Source organism: Neorhizobium tunisiense (genome assembly GCF_039631515.1).
Taxonomy (GTDB): Bacteria; Pseudomonadota; Alphaproteobacteria; order Rhizobiales; family Rhizobiaceae; genus Neorhizobium.
On record NZ_JBDIUU010000002.1, the window covers coordinates 777,641 to 798,289 of the forward strand.

The following is a 20,649-nucleotide window of genomic DNA, read 5'->3' on the forward strand; positions in this document are numbered from 1 at the left end:
TGCATTTTCCGATACAAGCTCACTTTATTCCCATGAATTCATGGAGTTACGGGGTCAAGATTTATACGGGGATATATCCGGTTCCCTTAACTTCCTCCATGACGGCATAGGTGTGGGTCTCCCTCACCCCCGGAAGCGGAAGAATCACCTCCGAAAGGAACTGTCGGTAGGCCTCCATTCCGGCGACCCGCGCCTTCACCAGATAGTCGAACCCGCCTGCCACCATGTGGCATTCCATCACGTCGTCGCTGCGCTTCACCGCGGCGGCGAAGGCGTCGAAAACATCGGGCGTGGTGCGGTCGAGCTTGACCTGCACGAAGACGAGCAGATTGCGCCCGAGCTTTTCCGGCGACAACAAAGCGCTATAACCGGTGATGTATCCTTCGCGGGTCAGCCGCTTGACGCGTTCGGCGGTCGCCGTGGGTGAAAGCGAGACGCGATCGGCGAGTTCGAGATTGCTCAGGCGCCCCTCTTTCTGGAGCGCGCGGAGGATTTTTCGGTCGAGACGGTCGATGTCTTTCATGTTTCTCTTAATTTTCCAGAAATTACAGTTATATACACCATAAATGCCATAAAAATCCGCCGAAATCACCAGGGAATTCCCGCTATGGAGAGAATGAAACGGAGATGCGTATGAGCCAGATTCTGACCGAGACCTTCATTCCCTTCAGTGCGCCCTATGCTGGCGACGACGACCGGCTGATCCGGCAGTTCGCCGCCCGCACCAGCTTCACGTCTGCGCAGGACGCGGCGATCGACCAGCGGGCGCGGCGGATGATCAACGCCATCCGCGACGGCTCCGGCAAGGTCGGCGGCGTCGAGGACTTTTTGCGCGAATACGGGCTTTCGACCCGGGAAGGGCTGGCGCTGATGGTGCTCGCCGAAGCGCTGTTGCGCGTGCCTGACGCGCTGACCCAGGACCGGCTGATCGAGGACAAGCTGCGCGAGGGCGGCTGGAGCACCCATGAGGCCTCCGGCGACAGCTGGTTCGTGTCGGCATCGGCCTGGGCGCTTGCCGTTTCGGCGCGCGTCATCGGCCCCGGCGAAACGCCGGAGGGAATCCTGCGCGGTCTCGTCAAGCGCGTCGGCCTGCCGACCGTGCGCACCGCCACCAAGCAGGCGATGCGTTTCCTCGGCCACCATTTCGTGCTCGGCGAGACGATGAAGGACGCGCTGGTGCGTGCCGCCAAGAGCGAGGAGAGGGGCTATCGCCATTCCTTCGACATGCTCGGCGAGGGTGCCCGCACCGCTGAAGACGCCAAGCGTTATTTCCGTTCCTATGCCGACGCGATCCAGTCGATCGGCGCGCATATGAAGAAGCACGGCAAGGGCCGGCAGCTTCCCGACCGGATGGGGATTTCGGTCAAGCTCTCGGCGCTGCATCCGCGCTATCTTGCCACCCATCGCGACCGGGTGATGGCGGAACTGGTTCCGGGTCTGCTCGACCTTGCCCGGATGGCAAAGGAACACCAGCTCAATTTCACCGTCGATGCGGAAGAGGCCGACAGGCTGGAACTGTCGCTCGACGTGATCGCCGCCGTATTCTCCGATCCGTCGCTGGCCGGCTGGGACGGGTTTGGCTTGGCGATCCAGGCCTATCAGAAGCGGGCTCCGGCAGTCATCGATTACATCGACCAGCTCTGCACGACGCATGGCCGGCGGATGATGGTGCGGCTCGTCAAGGGCGCCTATTGGGACACCGAGGTGAAGCGGGCGCAGGAGCGGGGGATCGAGGATTATCCGGTCTGGACCCGCAAGCCGGCGACCGACCTTGCCTATCTCGCCTGCGCCCAGCAGCTTCTTGCCAAGCGGGCCCGGATCTTCCCGCAGTTTGCCACCCACAATGCGCTGACCGTCTCGACCATCCTGGAGCTCGCCGGCCCCGACCGCACCGGCTTCGAATTCCAGCGGCTGCATGGAATGGGCGAGGCGCTCTACGACGATCTGCTCGACAGCAACGACCGGATCGCCTGCCGCATCTATGCGCCGGTCGGCGGGTATCGCGACCTGCTCGCCTATCTCGTCCGCCGGCTTCTCGAAAACGGTGCCAACTCCTCCTTCGTGGCGGTTGCCGGCGACCGCCAAGTTCCGGTCGAAAAGCTGCTCGAACGACCAGCCGCAAGGCTCGGCCTCGATGACGGGATCAGCGCCCGGCACAAGCAGATCCCGCTTCCCTCCGACATCTACGGCCGCCGCAAGAACAGCACCGGTTTCGAATTCGGCCACCGGGTCGAGCTCGAACGGCTGATGGCGAGCGTTTCCAAGCCGTGGGGCGAGGTGAAGGCTGGGCCGCTGGTGGCGGGCGTTACCTCCAAGGCCGAGGAGAAGCCGGTGCGCTCTCCTTCGGACCGCTCGAAGATCGTCGGCACCGTGCGCGATGCGACGCCGGCCGATGTGGATGCCGCTTTTGCTGCTGCAGCCAAGGCCTTCCGGGCCTGGTCGCGCGAGCCGGTGGAAATCCGCGCCGCGTGCCTGGAAAGGGCTGCCGGCCTGATGGAGGAAAACCGCGACCGGCTGCTGGCGCTGCTCGCCGCCGAGGCCGGCAAGACGCTGGACGACGGGATTGCCGAAATCCGCGAGGCGGTGGATTTCTGCCGCTATTATGCCGACAAGGGCCGGGAACTGTTCGCCATGCCGAGCCTGATGCCGGGACCGACCGGCGAGGACAATCGCCATTTTTGGCGCGGCCGCGGCGTGTTCGGGTGCATTTCGCCGTGGAATTTCCCGCTGGCGATTTTCCTCGGGCAGATCTCGGCGGCGCTGGTGGCCGGCAATACCGTGGTCGCAAAGCCGGCGCCGCAGACGCCGCTGATCGCCTATGAGGCGATCAGGCTGTTCCACCAGGCAGGGGTTCCGGCCGAGGTGTTGGCGCTGGTACCGGGCGGTCCGGATGTCGGCGCGGCGATCACCGCGCATCCGAAGCTCGCCGGCATCGCCTTCACCGGTTCGACGAAGACGGCGCATGCGATCAACCGGGCGCTGGCCGCCAAAGACGGGCCGATCGTGCCCTTTATCGCCGAGACCGGCGGCATCAATGCGATGATCGTCGATGCGACGGCACTTTCGGAACAGGTGGCGGACGATGTGGTCGTTTCTGCCTTCCGTTCGGCCGGCCAGCGCTGCTCGGCGCTTCGCATCCTCTTCCTGCAGGAGGATGTCGCCGACGGCATGCTGAAGATGATCGAGGGGGCGGCAGCCGAGCTCAATCTCGCCGACCCCGCCAGGCAGAATACCGATGTCGGGCCGATCATCGACGAGAACCAGAGACAAATGCTGGCCGATCACGTCGCGGACATGCGGGCGAAAAAGCAGAAGATACGTTACGCCGGGGGTGTGCCGCAGACCGGCAATTTCTTCGCGCCTCACATCATCGAGCTCGACAGCGCAGCCGCGCTGACCAAGGAAGTGTTCGGCCCGGTTCTGCATGTGGTGCGCTTCAAGGCGAAGGAGTTCGACAAGGTACTTTCCGCGATCGATGCCACCGGCTATGGCCTGACGCTCGGCATCCACAGCCGCATCGAGGCGACGATCCGCAAGGTGACGGAGGCGCTCGACACGGGCAATGTCTATGTCAACCGCAACATGATCGGCGCGGTCGTTGGCACACAGCCTTTCGGCGGCTCCGGCCTTTCCGGCACCGGCTTCAAGGCGGGCGGCCCCGCCTACTTGATGCGGTTTGCCGAAGAGCAGGTGATCTCGGTCAACACGGCTGCCGCCGGCGGCAACGCCAGCCTGATCGCCATCGGGGAGGGGTGAGACTTGCCGGCAAAATGCTCCAGTGGAGCGTTTTGAGCGCCGAACGCGCTGAGCCTTAGCGAAGCGCCGGAAGGCGCGACGGCTTAGCCGTCAAACGTAGCAGCGCAATCAGAAGGCCCGGAGCGATCCGGGCCTTTTTGCATTCGGTCCTGTTGTATTTTTGCCATCGGACTAGCCTCGCATAAATATGATCATTAGAGTCATGTTTTAATAATTGACAATAACACTCATGTTTTCTAATGGCATGAATAAGGCATTTTCTGCCTCCCGCCACATTCTTGCCAGAATTGAAAAGGGCCGCCGCCTTTCCGGTGCGTTCGCGCGCGCCGACGGTTTCGTGTGCCCTGTTTGAAAGGACAGTCATGGTCACCCGACGTCTGCGATCCACTCTCGCCACCTGCACCGCGCTCGCGGTGTTTTCCCTCGCCTGCGGCGCGGCCGCCCAGCAGGCTACCCAGCCGCAGACGGACACGACGCTGAAGCCAATCGTGCTCAAGGGGAAACGGCTGAAGGCAGGGGATCCGGCCGCGAACACGCCGCTTGCGAGCACGACGACGGCGGAAGAGATTGCCAAGAAGGATATCGGCAGCCTGCAAGATCTCGGCAGGACCACGGAACCCGGCGTGGATTATGTCGATACCAAGCCCGGAAAGCCCGGCGGCCTCTTCATCCGCGGTCTCGGCGGCGCTCGTGTCGTCACCCTCGTCGATGGTATTCCGATCCAGTATTTCGAGAACTTTGCCCGTGAAGGTCAGGCGACGACCAGCCTGAGCAGCACGAACTCCACCTTCGACTTCTCCTCGCTCTCCACGGTGGACGTGGTGCGCGGCGCCGATTCGAGCCGTATCGGTTCCGGCGCGCTCGGGGGCGCGCTCGTCCTGCGTACGCTGGAGCCGGAAGACCTGATCGGTCCGGACAAGGACTGGGGCGGCGTGGCGAAGGCAACTGCCGACAGCGAAGACCGAAGTGTTGGCGGATCGGTCGCGGTGGCCAAGAAGATTGAGAATACCTCCATCCTTTTCCAGGGTGCCTACAAGCGTGGACATGAACATGATAATCGCGGTGTCAGGGATATAGACGGATCCAGCCGGACGGTCCCCAATCCCTCCGATACGGATCAGAGCAACCTGCTGTTCAAGGTTCGCCACGACATCGAGGGCGGCCACCGCATCGGCATCACCGCGGAACGGTTCCTATCGAAAAGCGATACCGATCTAAGGACGCTATGGGGCGGCACAGCGCCCACCTCCTTCCTAACGGGCCAATACAGCGGGAGCGAAGATAGAGAACGGGACCGTGTATCCCTCGATTACGAATACGAGGCGCCGGAAGCCGGTTCGCCGATCAGCCGTGCCAATTTCTCGCTCTATTGGCAGCGCCTTGCACAGGAATCCGGTTCCGGCAGCCTGCGAAACAATGGCACTACTTATATCCGCAACGATAGTATGCAGAACAATGCCTACGGCATCACCGGCGGACTGGAATCCGACTTCTCAAGAGATGGCGTCGACCACACCATTCGCTTCGGTGGCAGTGCTTCGCTGCAGTATTTTAGCGAATATCTTTATGCCAACACGGCCGGTGCGACCACAGCCTCCGAATCAGACATCCCGGATGTCACTGGCAAGTCGCTAGGGATATATCTTGAAGACCAGATGGCTTTCGGCGACAGCGGCTTTACGCTGACGCCGGGAATCCGGTTCGACGCCTATAGTTATGATCCGGATGCGTCCTTGGCGGCCAATACCGGCTATGGCCCGCTCGGCTATCCCGCCAGTACCAACGGCTCGCGCTTCTCACCGAAGCTGCTTGCGACATATAACCTGACGCCGGACGTGCAGCTCTTCGCGCAATGGTCCACGGCCTATCGCGCCCCGACCATGAACGAACTCTACCTGATGTTCCCCAACATCTCCACGGGAGGCTATGCGGTGGTAGGCAATCCCACCCTCAAGGCGGAGACCAGTAACGGCTTCGAAATCGGCGCGGCCTATACGGATGCTGACCTGACCGGTAAGCTGACGGTATTCCACAATAGATACAAAAACTTCATCGATCAGGTCACTGATACCACGACACTCTGGACCAACCCGAGTACCGGTGGCCCGGGATCTATCTTCACCTATCGGAACCGCGCCAATGTCGAAATTTCCGGTGTTGAGGCCAAGATCCGCAAAGAATTTGCCAATGGCTTCTTCACGCATGCTTCGCTTGCTTATGCCTTTGGCAGGGATACCGATACCAACGAGTACATCCGGACGGTTGCGCCGTTCAAAGCCATCCTCGGCGTCGGTTATAACCAGGAAACGTGGGGCACTGAGTTGACTGGAATCTTCTCCACCGGCATGCGTCCCGATGGTCAGGACAACACTTTCGAGGCGCCCGGCTACGGTATTGCCAATCTGACGGGATGGTGGGAGCCGGAGCAGGCCAAGGGGCTTCGCGTTCAGGCCGGAGTCTACAACATCTTCGATACGAGGTACTACAACGCGGTCGGCGTTCGCGGCATCAATCCCAACACCGTCAGCAGTACCAATCAGCCGGTCGCCTTCTATTCCGAACCTGGCCGGTCGTTCAAACTTTCTCTGACTCAGCGGTTCTGAACCAATACAACGGCGGGGATGCCTGAGAAGGGCGGTGCGAAAGATCGCGCCGCCCTTTTCCTTGTGCACGCTCCCGGTAGCTATCCGGTTGCGGCTATTCACATAGCCTTTCCTTCGCTAACCATAACCGCAAGGACATGTTTGATCCGAAAGCACTTGGGGGAGCGAAGTTATGGCAGAGGTCAGATCCGACATCGAAATCGCCCGTGCCGCGAAGAAGAAGCCGATCACGGAGATCGGCGCGAAGCTCGGGATCCCCGTCGAGGCGCTTGCTCCCTATGGCCACGACAAGGCAAAGGTCGGGGCCGATTTCATCTCTTCCCTTTCCGGAAGGAAGGACGGCAAGCTGATCCTCGTCACCGCCATCAACCCGACGCCGGCGGGCGAGGGCAAGACCACGACCACCGTCGGCCTCGGCGACGGGTTGAACCGCATCGGCAAGAAGGCCATCATCTGCGTGCGCGAACCTTCGCTCGGTCCCTGTTTCGGGGTCAAGGGCGGGGCGGCCGGCGGCGGGTATGCGCAGGTCATTCCGATGGAAGACATCAACCTGCATTTCACCGGCGATTTTCACGCCATCACCTCGGCGCACAATCTGCTGTCGTCGATGATCGACAACCATATCTACTGGGGCAATGCCGAGAATATCGATACGCGGCGGATCAGCTGGCGGCGGGTGATGGACATGAACGACCGGGCGCTACGCGAGACGGTCGTCTCGCTCGGCGGCGTCGCCAACGGTTTTCCGCGCGAGAGCGGCTTCGATATCACCGTCGCTTCGGAAGTGATGGCGATCCTGTGCCTTGCGGCCGACCTCGGGGACCTCGAGCGGCGCCTCGGCGATATCGTCGTCGGTTACCGGTTCGACCGCTCGCCCGTCTTTGCCCGCGACCTCAAGGCCGACAAGGCGATGACGGTGCTGCTGAAGGACGCCATGCAGCCGAACCTGGTGCAGACGCTCGAAAACAACCCGGCCTTCGTGCATGGCGGGCCGTTCGCCAATATCGCGCATGGCTGCAATTCGGTGATCGCCACCCGCACGGCACTGAAGCTCGGCGACTATGTGGTGACGGAAGCGGGTTTCGGGGCCGATCTCGGCGCCGAAAAATTCTTCGACATCAAGTGCCGCAAGGCGGGGCTTAAGCCGGATGCGGCCGTCATCGTCGCCACCGTCAGGGCGCTGAAGATGAACGGCGGGGTGAAAAAAGAAGATCTGGGCCGCGAGAATGTCGAGGCGCTGAAGCGCGGTGCCTCCAATCTCGGCCGCCATATCGCCAATGTGCGGAAATTCGGCGTGCCGGTCGTTGTCGCCATCAACCATTTCACCTCGGATACGGAAGACGAGATCGCCGCCGTCAAGGACTATGCGGCGCGGCACGGCGCGGACGGCATCGTCTGCCGGCATTGGGCGGAAGGTTCCGTCGGCATCGAGGAGCTTGCCCTCAAGGTGGTCGAGCTTGCCGAGGGCGGCCAGGCGAAATTCCAGCCGCTTTATCCCAATCACCTGCCGCTTCTCGAAAAGATCGAGATCATCGCCTCTAAAATCTATCACGCCGGCGAAGTCACCACCGACCGGGGCGTGCGCGACCAGCTGAAGGCCTGGGAGGAACAGGGTTACGGCGACCTGCCGATCTGCATCGCCAAGACGCAATATTCCTTCTCGACAGACCCAGCCCTGCGTGGTGCGCCGGAGGGCCACATCGTGCATGTGCGCGAAGTGCGGCTTTCCGCCGGTGCCGGTTTCGTCGTCGCCATCACCGGCGAGATCATGACCATGCCCGGCCTGCCGCGCTTGCCGTCTGCCGAGCGGATCTTTCTAAACGAGGACGGGTTCGTGGAGGGCCTGTTCTGAGGGCTTGAGCGCCCGAACCGCCTTGTGTTAAAGCTCTTCCGTCGAAAAAGGCAGGGCCGGATATGGTAAGCACGGCCTCTTCCGCAAGGAAGCTCTGATCCTTCGGTCCACCGTTGAGAACCCGCGACGAGAAACGGCACATCCCGTGCCGCTCTCGGCGGATTCCCGTGGCCTTTTCCGCGTCGCGCTCCGCCGGGGTAACCTTGCGAGAAAAACGATGCGTATGAACCATATCGATATTCACGTGCCTGACGTTGCGGCAACCAGCGCCTTCCTCATCCGCTATTTCGGCCTGACTCTGCGTGAGATGCGCGGCGTAAACGGTCTGGCCATCCTGGCAGACGATGCGGGCCTGGAAATCGTCGTCAGCCACCCGGTCGAAAAATTCGGCGGGGCCGAGCAGCAGGCACTCGGGGTCGTCACCTACCATCTCGGCTTCATCCAGCCGGAGAGAACCGAGGTCGACAGGCTTTATCGGGAACTCAAGGCGGGCGATGCTGAGTTGGTTGGGGAGCCACGCGAGATGCGCGGCGGCTACCTGTTCTATTGCCTGGCGCCCGGCCGGGTGCTGGTCGAGGTGGGCTGGCGAGAATGAAGGTATCGCCTGCCCGGGCTGTCCGGGCGGGCTTTCCATTGCAGAGAGTTTTATGCGCGCAGTTGGGATGGGGTCGTTGCCCGCTTCAGAAGCGCCATGAACAGATGAGTGCCGCGCTCGAATTCCGGTCCGACGCCATGTGTGTGCTTGATTCCGTCCATCGCGGCGGCGATCAGGGCCGCCAGAGCTGCGGGCTGGCTTCCCACAGCGGTCAGGTCAATTTCTCGATTCTTGTCCGCTTCGGCCAATGCTTTCGTCAACAAGTCCAGCAGCCTCGTTCGTGTGTCAGCCGTGATGTCGCGAGCCAGTTCCATGTTGGCCGCAAACAGTTCTTCAGCATTGTCGCTCCCGCCGAACGGAGCGATCAATCCATCCTGAAAGGCGAGTACGGCGGCCGAAATGCGGTCGAAAATGGATCCTGACCGACCAAGCGTTTTCGCGACGTCATTTATGGACTGGGAATGGGCACGTAGCGACCCGGCGCGGAATAGCTCTTCCTTGCTGTTGAAGCAAAGATAGAGCGAGGCGCGCGATATTCCGGCCGCACGGGCAATATCGGCCATCGTCGTCTTTCGAAAACCGAAACGGATGAACACGGGAAGTGCCGCATCCAGGATCTGGGCCGATTTGGAGTCGATTTCGTACATTTAGACAGATTGACATTTTTTGTCTTTTCCGTCAAAAGTCAATTGGACATATTTTGTCCATATGTCCAATTGATGTAAATTTCCCAGGAGCCGACATGAACGAAGAAGAGCGTATTCGTGAAGCCGAGCGCGCCAGACTGCGCGCCCTGGTGAGTGCCGATATCGTTACCGCGCAGCGCCATCACGCGCCGAATTTCCAGTTGATCACGCCGATCGGCGTTGCCCTGTCGCGAGAACAATATCTCGGCGCGATTGCGGCAGGGCAACTTAAATACCTTGCCTGGGAGCCGGAGGAGATCGCAGTACGCGCTTATGGTTCTGCGGCCGTCATCCGCTATCGCTCGCAGCTCGAGGTCATCTTCGGTGGGCATCATCTACCTCTCAGCGGCTACTGGCACACTGACAGCTATGAGTATCAGGACGACCGCTGGGTCGCCGTCTGGTCGCAGGCGACGGCTGTTAACCGGGAATTCGGATGACCTAGCTCAGGCCGTTGGGGCATTCAACGACAATACCGATACCCATCCTTCCGCTCCAACACATCCAGGTGCAGATGGTTCTGGTGGGCGGCGTCGCTGCCCGGTGACAGGACGGTGGTGAAGTGCAGGCAGGCGCCGGCTGTGGCCGTGCGCTGGAAGGCGCCTTCCATGGTGGAGTCTTCGTCGCGCGGCTTCATGGTTATCTTCTCGCCGTTGTCGAGCTTGAAGGCGGCGACGTCGAAGGCGTTGCCGCGGGCGTGTTCGGAAATCTTGCCCGTCGAGGCGCTGTTGCGCAGGCGGCAGGCATAGGTGGAGCCGGGCACGAGACCGGTGATCCTGCGGCCCGGCATGGCAATATTCAGCGCGGGCTGCACCGTATCCTTCAGCCAATGGGCCATCGAGACCGCGGTCTTGCAGCGCATCGTCGCGCCGCCGAGCGAAACGCCGGGCAGGACTTCGGCAACGTCGATCGGGCTTTCGATGCCGCAGCCGCCGCCCTCGTCGATCGGATCGGTCGGTTCGAATTTCGCGCCGAGCGAGGTGAGTTCGGCAAGGCAGGCCTTCAGCTCATCGGGGTTTTCCTCGACGAGCGGCGGCGGAGGCGGCGGGGGCGGTGCCTCGGCCTGCTGCTCGGCGGGTTGCTTGCCGTCTTCCTTGCCATCCGGCTTGCTTGCGTCCTGTCTGGTCTCTTCCGGCTTTGCCGCATCCTGTTTTGGGGCCGCCGCCTGGTCGGGCTTGTCCGTCGGCTCCGCGGCGGCAGCGGCATTATCCGGCTTCGGGAGCGGTTTTGGAACTTCGGCCTCATGGGCCGGTTCCGACGCGGTCCCGGGCTGCTCGACAACCGGCGGGCTGGGGGCTGGGCTTTGGGGCGGGCTTTGCGGGCTTTCGCTCGGCCGAGCCTGTGCCACCGGCGGCGAGGCTGCAGGTGGCAGGGCCTCAGGCAGCGGGGGGGCCTGAACGACGGGCCTGCTGGTGGCGCGGTCCGCCTGCTGCGGCACCTCAGCGGGCTTCTCCACGTCTCCGACGGGCTTCGGGATCGGCACGGGAACATCTGCCAGGGCCGGCGGTTGGGGCACGGCGCCACGTGCCTGCGATCGTGGGGATTCACGGCGGCGGGGCGCGCGCTCACGCGATCCGCCATCCTGCAGAATGCGGGCCAGGAAGTTCACCTCCATGACGCCCGCCGCGACGCCGGAATGTTGCGCCTGCGGTATCGGTCTTTCGGGCGGCAATCCGGCTCCGATGACTAGTGGCAGGCCGGCCAGAATTGCGATCCATGAATGCTGCATGCCGTATCCTTCTCGGCTGGGCTTCTTCGACCCTTGAGGGACGATAAACGCCGCTCGCCGGTTTTGGTCGCATCGGAGCGCCAGAATTCTGTTTGCCGGTCATGGAAATTCGCTTGCACGGTTTAAAAACCCCAGCTAACAATTCGGCCCATGATGAACTCGATGAACATCGCTAACTGGTGGCCGGCTCGCTCAACGCGGCCTTGACCAGTCATGTCCATCGACAAGACCACAAGCCGCCCGGAACCCGAGGCGGCTTTTTTGTTATCCGCCGCAGGGACCCGGGCAGAGACATTGGAGAGGCAGGACAATGGTAACGATCATTCGGGATGATGGTTCGGAAGTTTACGAGACGAGGGGCGGGATTGCGGTGAGCCGCGAGCGGCGAGCAGCCCCTTATGCGGATGCGATCTCCTCCTATGTCGACAGGCTCGACGAACGGCGCGGCGCGGTGTTCTCCTCCAATTACGAATATCCGGGCCGTTATACCCGCTGGGACACGGCGATCGCCGATCCGCCGCTCGGGATCTCCTCGAATGGCCGTAAAGTGTGGATCGAGGCCTTCAACGGTCGCGGCGAGGTGCTGCTCGGTTTCGTTACGGACAAGCTGAAGACGGTGGCCGACCTGACGCTCGGGGAGCGGACGGCCCGGCGCCTCGACCTCACCGTCAACGAACCGACCCGTGTCTTTACCGAGGAAGAGCGCTCGAAGATGCCGACGGTGTTTTCCGTGCTGCGGGCGATCGTCGACCTGTTCCATTCGGAAGCGGATTCGGCGATTGGCCTGTTCGGCGCCTTCGGTTACGACCTCGCCTTCCAGTTCGATGCGATCAAGCTTTCGATGCAGCGGCCGGAAGACCAGCGGGACATGGTTCTGTTCCTGCCGGATGAAATCCTCGTCGTCGACCATCATGCCGCCAAGGCCTGGATCGACCGCTACGACTTTTCCAAGGACGGGGTGACGACGGAAGGCAAGGACCAGGAGATCGCGCCCGATCCATTCCAGCGCACCGACACCATTCCGCCGAAGGGAGACCACCGGCCGGGCGAATATGCGAACCTCGTCACCAAGGCGAAGGAGAGTTTTCGGCGCGGCGACCTGTTCGAAGTGGTGCCGGGCCAGAAGTTCATGGAGCGCTGCGACAGCAAACCTTCGGAAATCTCCAACCGGCTGAAGGCGATCAACCCGTCGCCCTATTCCTTCTTCATCAATCTCGGCCACCAGGAATATCTGGTCGGCGCCTCGCCGGAAATGTTCGTACGCGTATCGGGCCGGCGCATCGAGACCTGCCCGATTTCCGGCACCATCAAGCGCGGCGAAGACCCGATCGCCGACTCGGAGCAGATCCTGAAGCTCCTGAATTCCAAGAAGGACGAGTCCGAGCTCACCATGTGCTCGGATGTCGATCGCAACGACAAATCCCGCGTCTGCGAGCCGGGTTCGGTGAAGGTGATCGGCCGCCGGCAGATCGAGATGTATTCGCGGCTCATCCACACGGTCGACCATATCGAAGGGCGGCTCAGGCCGGACATGGATGCGTTCGACGGCTTCCTCAGTCACGCCTGGGCCGTCACCGTCACCGGCGCGCCAAAACTGTGGGCGATGCGGTTCATCGAAAACCACGAAAAGAGCCCGCGTGCCTGGTATGGCGGGGCGATCGGCATGGTCGGGTTCAACGGCGACATGAATACCGGGCTGACGCTACGAACGATCCGCATCAAGGACGGTATTGCAGAAGTGCGGGCCGGGGCGACGCTGCTCAATGACAGCGATCCGAACGAGGAAGAGGCTGAAACAGAATTGAAGGCGTCCGCCATGCTGACAGCGATCCGTGATGCAAAGGCCGGCAATGCGGCGAAGGCCGGCCGCGACGTGGCGCGGGTCGGGCAGGGCGTCAAGATCCTGCTCGTCGACCACGAGGACAGCTTTGTCCACACGCTCGCCAACTATTTCCGCCAGACGGGGGCTACGGTTTCGACGGTTCGCACGCCGGTGCCGGAAGAAGTCTTCGACCGTTTCGATCCCGACCTTGTCGTGTTGTCGCCCGGTCCCGGCAATCCGAAGGATTTCGACTGCAAGGCGACGATCAAGCTGGCGCGGTCAAAAGGCCTGCCGATCTTCGGCGTTTGCCTCGGCCTGCAGGCGCTTGCCGAAGCCTATGGCGGCGAACTCCGTCACCTGGCGGTGCCGATGCACGGCAAGCCATCGCGCATCCGGGTGCTGGAGCCGGGCATCGTCTTCTCGGGGCTCGCGAAGGAAGTGACCGTCGGGCGCTATCATTCGATCTTCGCCGATCCGAAGACGCTGCATCCGGATTTCATGATCACCGCCGAAAGCGAGGACGGCACGATCATGGGCATCGAGCACGTCAAGGAGCCGGTGGCGGCGGTGCAGTTCCACCCGGAATCGATCATGACGCTCGGCGGCGATGCCGGCATGCGGATGATCGAGAACGTCGTGGCGCATCTGTCGCGGCGCGCGAAGACCCAGGCGGCGTGAGATGTTGCCGGAAGTCATCCCGATCGAATCCATCCGCGAGGACCATATCGAGAGCTTCCACAAGGCGCTCGACATGGTCTCGCGCGAGCGAAAATACCTGAGCTTCCTGGAGGCGCCGCCGCTTGAAGACGTGCGGCCCTTCGTGCTCGACAACATCGAGAACGGACATCCGCAGGTCGTTGCCGTTGTCGGCGGCGAGGTGGTCGGCTGGTGCGACATCCGCCGGCATCCGCGCCCGACCGCTGCCCATTGCGGCACGCTCGGCATGGGCATCATCCCCGGCTACCGTGACAAGGGGCTGGGGACGCGGTTGATCCGCGCCGCAGTCGGGCAGGCCCGAGACCGCGGCTTCCACCGCGTCGAACTGCATGTGCATGCCGACAACCCACGCGCCATCGCGCTTTATGAAAAGGTCGGTTTCGTGCGGGAAGGCGTGGCGCGGGATGCGGTGAGGATCGACGGGCGGTATGTCGATAGCATCGGGATGGCGGTGGTTTTCGGATAGGGTACTGGTCAATGCTAGTATCAGTGGCTGATACTTGAAGACCTTCGCTCTCCTCCGGGCAATCGGCTGGAAAAACTTTCGGGCGATCGGGAAGGGCAGCATTCCGTCCGCATCAACAAGCAATGGCGGATCTGCTTCGTATGGACAGACGCCGGGCCGGACGAGGTAGAGATTACCGACTATCACTAGGCCAATCGTGGCACACAGGGGATCGATTTGAGTGTCAGCAAGCTTCCGCCCATCCATCCCGGCGAAATCCTGCGCGATCTCTATCTTGAGCCGCTGGAGATGACACCTTGCGCGCTTGCCAAGAAGCTCAATGTTCCACGCACCCGCATCGAGCGGATCGTCGCGCAGAAGACCGGGATCACCTCAGATACCGCTTTGCGGCTCGCCAAATTCTTCAAGACCTCTCCGGAATTCTGGATGAACCTCCAGAACAGTTTCGATCTTAAGATCGAGGCGGAGAATCTCAAGGACGCGCTTGAACATATTCCGGTCTACGAAGCGGCGGCGTGATTGCTTTCGTGTCGGCAGGTCAAGTCGAGTTGAATAGCCCGCCACTCATTCCGCCGCGATCGCATCGCCTGTGGGCACTGCTTTGATCGCCGCCGGCAACCTCTCGCACGTTTCCGCAAACAGCTTCTCACTCAGGAAATCGACCAGCACCCGCACCTTCGGCGACAGGTGCCGGCTGGAAGGCCAGAGGAGGTGGAACTGGCCGGGGGCGTCCAGGTGTTCGTCGAGGATGGTCCGCAGCCGGCCGTCGGCGACCGGTTCCCTTGCCAGGAAGTCCGGCATGCAGCCGATGCCGAGGCCGGCGATGACGGTGCTGCGCAGCGCCTCCATGTTGTTGCAGGCGAGCGCGGTGCGCAGGTGCGGCTCGGCGCCTTCGGGTGGCAGGGTGATCGGCCAGTCCTGCAGCTTGCGGCTGTTCGGATAGCGGAAAAGGATCGCCAGATGGCCGTCGAGTTCTCGCGGGCATTCGGGAATGCCGTGGCGGTCGAGATAGGTCGGGGCGGCACATAGGAGCATCCGGAACGGCCTGAGCGTCCGTGACATCAGCCGCGAATCCGGCAGGTTGCCGCTGCGGATCGCCACGTCGACCTCCTCGTCGATCAGATCGACGATCCGGTCGTTGAAGTCGAGATCGAGTTCGATCTCCGGGTAGCGCTCGACGAATTCCGGCAGGATCGGCAGCAACAGGTGATAGGTGACGATCGGAGCGCTGACCCGGAGTTTTCCGCGCGGTACGGCGATGGCGCTGGCAAGCGAGGCTTCGGCATCGTTCAGGTCGTCGAGCACCCGGCGGCACCGTTCGTGGAAAAGCCGTCCTTCTTCGGTGAGCCTCAGGCTGCGGGTCGAGCGTTGGAAAAGCCGGACTCCGAGTTCTTTTTCGAGATTGGTGACGGCCTTGCCGACGGCCGAAGCCGACAGGCCGAGCACGCGGCCGGCGGCGACGAAGCTGCCGAGATCGGCGGTGCGAACGAAGGCCGTCAGTCCACCCAGGCGATCCATTGCCGTCTCCCATTCGAGCGTTTTCTTCCGCCATATAAGGAACAGACGCGGGATTTTCCAAGCATTGCATCGGATTTATCTTGTGTTGGTGAAACAAGACCCTCCGGCCGGGTGGGTTCAAGGCGGTGGCTTCTCCCAAAGGCCGCCCGCCCTCCTCTTTGCTCCAACACAGCGGAATCTCCGATATGAGAGACAACACATATGCTGTAACGGCAGCCGCGCGGCTGTTCGTTCTGATCGCGGTTTGCTGCGCGGCGGTCGCCATGCCGCTGACCTTCACCGGCACGGCCGTCGGCCTTCCCGCCATCAGCCGGGCGCTCGGCGGCAGCCCGATCGCCCTCAACTGGGCCACCAATGCCTTCATGCTTTCCTTCGGCAGCACGCTGATGGCTGCCGGCGCGCTTGCCGACAGTTATGGGCGCAAGCGGATTTTCCTGGGCGGCCTTTTCATCTTCGCACTCTTTTCGGTCGGTCTCGCCTTTGCAGGCGATATCGTCTGGTTCGATGTCCTGCGGGCGCTGCAGGGCATCGGCGCGGCGGCCGCCTTTTCCGGCGGCATGGCCTCGCTTGCCCAGGAATTCGACGGCGCGGCGCGGCTCAGGGCTTTCAGCATCGTCGGCGCCAGTTTCGGCATCGGGCTCGCCTTCGGGCCGATCGCGTCGGGATGGATGATCGCGATGTTCGGGTGGCCGGCGATCTTCGTGCTGGTGGTTGCGCTTGCGGTGATTGCCTTTGTTCTCGGCGCGACCTTCATGCGGGAATCGCGCGATCCGGATGCCTCCGGCCTCGACTGGAGGGGAGCGCTCAGCTTTACGGCTGCACTGACCGCGCTGACCTTCGGCGTGCTTCAGGCGCCGGAAAGCGGCTGGAACGATCCGCTCGTCATCGTCATGCTTGTGGCCTCGGTCTTGTTGTTTGCAGCCTTCGGGCTGATCGAGCGGGCTGTCGCGCGGCCGATGCTCGACCTCACGCTGTTCCGCTATCCGCGCTTCGTCGGCGTGCAACTGTTGGCGGCCGCTCCGGCCTATGCGTTCGTGGTGCTGCTCATCCTCCTGCCGGTGCGGTTCATCGGCATCGAGGGCATGGACGAGATTGCCGGCGGGCGGATGATGATCGCGCTGTCCGGGCCGCTGCTCATCCTGCCGATCGCGGCCGGGCTGCTGACCCGCTGGTTCGCGCCGGCGACGATCTGCGGTGCGGGCCTGGCGATCTCGGCGGGCGGCCTGTTCTGGCTCAGCCAGTTCCCGGTCGGTTCCCAGCCGATGGCGCTGATTGCGCCGCTCTTGACCATCGGGGTCGGCATCAGCCTGCCTTGGGGGCTGATGGACGGTCTGGCCGTCAGCGTCGTGCCGAAGGAAAGGGCCGGCATGGCGACCGGCATCTTCAGCACCACCCGCGTCGCCGGCGAAGGTGTTGCGCTTGCGGTGGTGACGGCGGTACTTTCAGCGTTCACCAGCGCGAACCTCGGCGCCAGCGCCGGCGACCAGGCGGGTGCCATTGCGCAGCGGCTGGTGACCGGGGACCTGCGGGATGCGGCGGGACTGCTGCCGTCGATGGGGCAGGCGGCCTTGCTGCAGGGCTATAGCCAGGGGTTCTCCTCGCTCCTGTGGCTGCTGACCGCGATCACGGCACTGACGGCGGTCGTTGTGTTCCTCTTCCTCGGGCGGGGAGGTGAGACGGCGGAGGATATCGCGGAGGAGGCGGAACTGGCCGCTGCTGCCGTGACGCGATCCGACGAAACCCGATTACGCCAGCCGGCCCTTTGACAAACCGGCTTATCTGAGCCATATGCAGGCCATCCGGAACCGCCGCAGCGAGACGATCTCGCTGCGGCGGTTTCGCCGTTTTGGGCCTTCGGTCCTGCAAATCATTCGCACGCGCAAAAAGGAAGACACCGTGCCGAGGGAAGTCAAAATCGTCGAGCGGCTCGCCTTCTGGGGCATGCCGCTGTCGCTCGGCGTCATGTCCTTGAAGATGCTGGCCTGGTGGGTGACGGGCTCCGTCGCGCTGCTGTCGGACGGGCTGGAATCCTTCGTCAATGTCGCTGCCGCCTTCATCGCCTATTTCGTGATCCGTTACGCCCAGCGGCCGGCCGACCACGACCACCAGTTCGGCCATCACAAGGCGGAATATATGTCGGCGGTGGTCGAAGGCGGACTAATCATCGTTGCGGCATTCCTGATCATCAGCGAGGCCTGGGACGGGCTGTTCGCGCCGAAACTTCCCGATGCGCCGGTGCTCGGCCTTGCGATCAATGCGCTTGCCGCCGTCATCAACGGTCTCTGGGCAACGACGCTGATCCGGATCGGCACGGCGCATTATTCGCCGGCCATGGCGGCCGATGGCCAGCACATCATGTCCGACGTGGTAACCTCGGCCGGCGTGCTCGTCGGCCTCATCCTCGTCTTCGCGACGGGTTATGCGATCCTCGACCCGGTGCTCGCCATTCTGGTGGCGGTCAACATCCTCTGGCAGGGCTACAAGGTGATCGCGCATTCCATCGGCGGGCTGATGGACCGGGCGCTGGAGCCGGACGAGGAGGCGGCGGTGCGCGAGGTGATCGCCACCCATTCCGTCGGCGCGCTCGGCGTCCATGATCTCAAGTCGCGCCGCGCAGGGGCTGCGGCCTTCATCGATTTTCATCTGGTCGTACCGGCCGCCATGAGTGTCGAAGAGGCGCATGCAATCTGCGACCGCTTGGAAGATGCGATCAAAGCGAGTATTGCCGGCGCCACATTGGCAATCCATGTGGAGCCCGAAGGCGAGCGCGCCCATGGACAGAACGTAGACGTTGAAGGAACAGTCAAATGACGATGACGGATATCAGCGGGCTCTCGCAGCTCGGATCTCACGTGGAAGCCCCGCAGAGCCCGGAAACCGCGGTTCTCGAAAAGGTGCCGAACGGCAACCAGGGCACCGATTACGTGGTGCGCTTCACGGCGCCGGAATTCACCTCGCTCTGCCCGATGACCGGCCAGCCGGACTTCGCCCATATCGTGATCGACTATATTCCGGACGGGTTCCTGGTGGAGTCGAAGTCGCTGAAGCTGTTCCTGCATTCGTTCCGGAACCACGGCGCGTTCCACGAGGACTGCTCGATCTACATCGCCAAGCGGATCGTCGATCTGCTCGCCCCGAAGTGGCTCAGGATCGGCGCCTACTGGTATCCGCGCGGCGGCATTCCGATCGACGTGTTCTGGCAGACGGGCGAGGCCCCGGCCGGCGTTTGGCTGCCGGAGCAGGGGGTGGCGACGTATCGCGGGCGTGGGTGAAGGGAAGACACCTCCCTAACCCCTTCTTTCAAGGGGGAGGGGTCTTTCGTAGGTGTCGTTGTCACTCACACGTCCATCGAATCGTCGCTGCCGATATCGCTGTTGTCGAAATCCGCCTGATCGTCGGAAAAGTCGTCGTTGCCGTAATCGGCCTGCTGCCAGCCGGCATTCGAGCCGGGATTGTCGGCTGCGTCATTGGTGTTGGCGGCGGTGTTTTTGTCATCCGAGGCTTGGCGGATGGCGTCGTCGCCGAAATAGTTGTTGTTGATGATTGTTTCCTCGGCCGGGGCGTTGCCGCTGCCGAACGGGTTGCTGCCGGCGAGCGGCGAGCCCCAGCCGAGCGAGTTCATGTGGCTGCCGAAGATGCCGGAGAGCGAATTGGCGAGCAGCATGCCGCCCGCGACGCCGGCTGCGGTTCCCAAAGCGCCGCGCAAGAAGCTGCCGCCGGCTGACGGAACTGATGGCTGGCCACTCCAGGGGGCGGCGGAGGGCGGGGGCGCGCGGTAACCATCGTCATAATCGCTGCCGGTGCGATAGCTTTGACGTGGGGCGGCGCCCCATGGGCCGGATTGGGGACCGGTTTGAATTCCCGGACGGGGAGCCGGCGCTGATTGCTGAGGCTGGCCGCTGCCGAAGATCGAGCTCAGGAACCCGCCGCTCTGTTCGGCGCGGTGATGTTCGCTTGTCTCCGCTTCGAGCTGGTGGATACGGTCTTCCAGTTCCCGGATACGGTTGGCGGCAGCTTCCAGGCCCTTTTCCTGCACGATGACGGCCTGGGCCAGATAGTAGGTGGCGTAGGGCTGCTCGCGGGTTGCCTGGTCTATCAAGGTCTCGGCATCCCGGTCGCGCGGCGTGGCGGCGGCGGTGCGGATGCGGTCGAAAAGGGCGGTCAGAAGCTGGCGTTCTTCCGGTGACATGTTTGCCTCCTTGCAGGCGTTTGCCGTCACCAAGAAGGTAGGCAGGGATTCCGGCATTTCAAAGCCGGTATCCCTTACATTTCGGTAATCTTCTGGCTCAGGCGAAAGCCAGCGACAGGCCGAGAAGTGCTGTTCCTGCGCCGAGGATACGGGCGGTGTAAGGGCTGAAGCGGGCAATGCCGAGGCCGAGCACTATGCCGGCTGCATGCAGCAAGGCGGTGGCGATCATGAAGCCGATGCCGAACTCCAAGGCACCTGCCGGGCCGAGTTCGCCGCCATGGGCGTGGCCGTGGAACAATGCGAAGACGCCGACGATGGTCGCTGCCGCCGAAACCGGCAGTTTCACCGCCGTTGCGACGAGCAGGCCAAGCCCGATCACCGAGGCGAGGATCGCCGGTTCGACGAAGGGGAGGGTGACGCCGCCGAGTGCGAGCAGGAAGCCGAAGGCCATGGTGCCGACGAAGGCCAGGGGGATTGTCCATAGTGCATTGCGGCGGCTGTCGCTCGCGATCTGCACGGCCCACAAGCCGACGGCGACCATGACCAGGATATGGTCCGCACCGAACAGCGGATGGGAGAAACCTGCCAGGAACGAGCCGTGTTCTGCCGGATCGAGATGTGCGAAGGCGGGTGCGGCGGCGGCAGCAAGAATGGCGGCGGCAAGCGAAAGGCGTTTCAGCATTTGGGTCCCCTGAAATTATGCGGATGCGGAATGG

Annotated in this window: 17 protein-coding genes and 1 pseudogene; 12 read left to right on the plus strand and 6 right to left on the minus strand. The window is 62.8% G+C overall.

Going from position 1 to position 20,649, the window contains the following annotated elements:
- Positions 1 to 61: 61 nt before the first annotated feature.
- A complete protein-coding gene (locus tag ABCW43_RS12915; protein WP_345924873.1) occupies positions 62 to 523 on the minus strand; it encodes an Lrp/AsnC ligand binding domain-containing protein in 462 nt (153 codons plus the stop codon).
- Positions 524 to 633: 110 nt separating this feature from the next.
- Here ABCW43_RS12915 and putA point away from each other — a divergent pair, with 110 nt between their 5' ends.
- The 4 genes from putA to ABCW43_RS12935 all read left to right on the plus strand — a co-directional run bounded on the left by putA (position 634) and on the right by ABCW43_RS12935 (position 8,806).
- Positions 634 to 3,756 (plus strand): bifunctional proline dehydrogenase/L-glutamate gamma-semialdehyde dehydrogenase PutA, encoded by a 3,123-nt coding sequence (gene putA / locus ABCW43_RS12920; RefSeq protein ID WP_345924875.1) that lies wholly within the window; start codon positions 634 to 636, stop codon positions 3,754 to 3,756.
- Between the two features lie 362 nt (positions 3,757 to 4,118).
- Positions 4,119 to 6,359: a TonB-dependent hemoglobin/transferrin/lactoferrin family receptor gene (locus tag ABCW43_RS12925; RefSeq protein ID WP_345925468.1), complete on the plus strand. Its 2,241-nt coding sequence runs from the start codon at positions 4,119 to 4,121 to the stop codon at positions 6,357 to 6,359.
- A gap of 172 nt (positions 6,360 to 6,531) precedes the next feature.
- A complete protein-coding gene (locus tag ABCW43_RS12930) occupies positions 6,532 to 8,211 on the plus strand; it encodes a formate--tetrahydrofolate ligase (RefSeq protein ID WP_345924877.1) in 1,680 nt (559 codons plus the stop codon).
- Positions 8,212 to 8,428: 217 nt separating this feature from the next.
- Positions 8,429 to 8,806, plus strand: a complete 378-nt coding sequence (locus tag ABCW43_RS12935; protein ID WP_345924879.1) for a VOC family protein — start codon at positions 8,429 to 8,431, stop codon at positions 8,804 to 8,806.
- Between the two features lie 50 nt (positions 8,807 to 8,856).
- Here ABCW43_RS12935 and ABCW43_RS12940 read toward each other — a convergent pair whose 3' ends face one another.
- A complete protein-coding gene (locus ABCW43_RS12940; RefSeq protein WP_345924881.1) occupies positions 8,857 to 9,453 on the minus strand; it encodes a TetR/AcrR family transcriptional regulator in 597 nt (198 codons plus the stop codon).
- 95 nt (positions 9,454 to 9,548) lie between these two features.
- Here ABCW43_RS12940 and ABCW43_RS12945 point away from each other — a divergent pair, with 95 nt between their 5' ends.
- The gene (locus tag ABCW43_RS12945; RefSeq protein WP_345924883.1) at positions 9,549 to 9,932 is read left to right on the plus strand and encodes a nuclear transport factor 2 family protein; all 384 of its coding nucleotides are present in this window, start codon (positions 9,549 to 9,551) and stop codon (positions 9,930 to 9,932) included.
- Positions 9,933 to 9,955: 23 nt separating this feature from the next.
- Here the strand turns inward: ABCW43_RS12945 and ABCW43_RS12950 are convergent, their stop codons facing one another.
- On the minus strand, positions 9,956 to 11,221 hold the full coding sequence (locus tag ABCW43_RS12950) for an extensin-like domain-containing protein (RefSeq protein WP_345924885.1): 1,266 nt from the start codon (positions 11,219 to 11,221) through the stop codon (positions 9,956 to 9,958).
- A gap of 310 nt (positions 11,222 to 11,531) precedes the next feature.
- Between ABCW43_RS12950 and ABCW43_RS12955 the strand changes: the two genes are divergently transcribed.
- The 4 genes and pseudogenes from ABCW43_RS12955 to ABCW43_RS12970 all read left to right on the plus strand — a co-directional run bounded on the left by ABCW43_RS12955 (position 11,532) and on the right by ABCW43_RS12970 (position 14,745).
- Complete coding sequence (locus ABCW43_RS12955) at positions 11,532 to 13,721, plus strand: anthranilate synthase (RefSeq protein ID WP_345924887.1); 2,190 nt, start codon at positions 11,532 to 11,534, stop codon at positions 13,719 to 13,721.
- Position 13,722: 1 nt separating this feature from the next.
- Positions 13,723 to 14,226 carry a GNAT family N-acetyltransferase gene (locus ABCW43_RS12960; RefSeq protein WP_345924889.1) on the plus strand — a complete coding sequence of 168 codons (504 nt, stop codon included), beginning with the start codon at positions 13,723 to 13,725 and terminating at the stop codon, positions 14,224 to 14,226.
- A 33-nt stretch (positions 14,227 to 14,259) separates the two neighbouring features.
- Positions 14,260 to 14,415 (plus strand): annotated as a pseudogene (locus ABCW43_RS12965) (type II toxin-antitoxin system RelE/ParE family toxin); the annotation flags it as partial.
- Between the two features lie 27 nt (positions 14,416 to 14,442).
- A complete protein-coding gene (locus tag ABCW43_RS12970; protein ID WP_345924890.1) occupies positions 14,443 to 14,745 on the plus strand; it encodes a HigA family addiction module antitoxin in 303 nt (100 codons plus the stop codon).
- Between the two features lie 45 nt (positions 14,746 to 14,790).
- Here ABCW43_RS12970 and ABCW43_RS12975 read toward each other — a convergent pair whose 3' ends face one another.
- Entirely contained in the window at positions 14,791 to 15,744 is a 954-nt protein-coding gene (locus ABCW43_RS12975; RefSeq protein WP_345924892.1) for a LysR family transcriptional regulator, read from the minus strand.
- Positions 15,745 to 15,929: 185 nt separating this feature from the next.
- On the opposite strand from ABCW43_RS12975, the gene ABCW43_RS12980 reads away from it, so the two are divergent.
- The 3 genes from ABCW43_RS12980 (at position 15,930) to queF (ending at position 19,016) form a co-directional block, all read left to right on the plus strand.
- On the plus strand, positions 15,930 to 17,510 hold the full coding sequence (locus ABCW43_RS12980; RefSeq protein WP_345924894.1) for an MFS transporter: 1,581 nt from the start codon (positions 15,930 to 15,932) through the stop codon (positions 17,508 to 17,510).
- A gap of 130 nt (positions 17,511 to 17,640) precedes the next feature.
- Complete coding sequence (locus ABCW43_RS12985; RefSeq protein WP_510749645.1) at positions 17,641 to 18,555, plus strand: cation diffusion facilitator family transporter; 915 nt, start codon at positions 17,641 to 17,643, stop codon at positions 18,553 to 18,555.
- Positions 18,552 to 19,016, plus strand: a complete 465-nt coding sequence (queF, locus tag ABCW43_RS12990) for a preQ(1) synthase (RefSeq protein WP_345924898.1) — start codon at positions 18,552 to 18,554, stop codon at positions 19,014 to 19,016. The genes ABCW43_RS12985 and queF overlap by 4 nt, the downstream gene beginning before the upstream one ends.
- 65 nt (positions 19,017 to 19,081) lie before the next feature.
- On the opposite strand, the gene ABCW43_RS12995 is transcribed toward queF, so the two are convergent.
- Entirely contained in the window at positions 19,082 to 19,933 is an 852-nt protein-coding gene (locus tag ABCW43_RS12995; RefSeq protein ID WP_345924901.1) for a DUF2076 domain-containing protein, read from the minus strand.
- 97 nt (positions 19,934 to 20,030) lie between these two features.
- Positions 20,031 to 20,615: a HupE/UreJ family protein gene (locus ABCW43_RS13000; protein WP_345924903.1), complete on the minus strand. Its 585-nt coding sequence runs from the start codon at positions 20,613 to 20,615 to the stop codon at positions 20,031 to 20,033.
- Between the last annotated feature and the right edge of the window lie 34 nt (positions 20,616 to 20,649).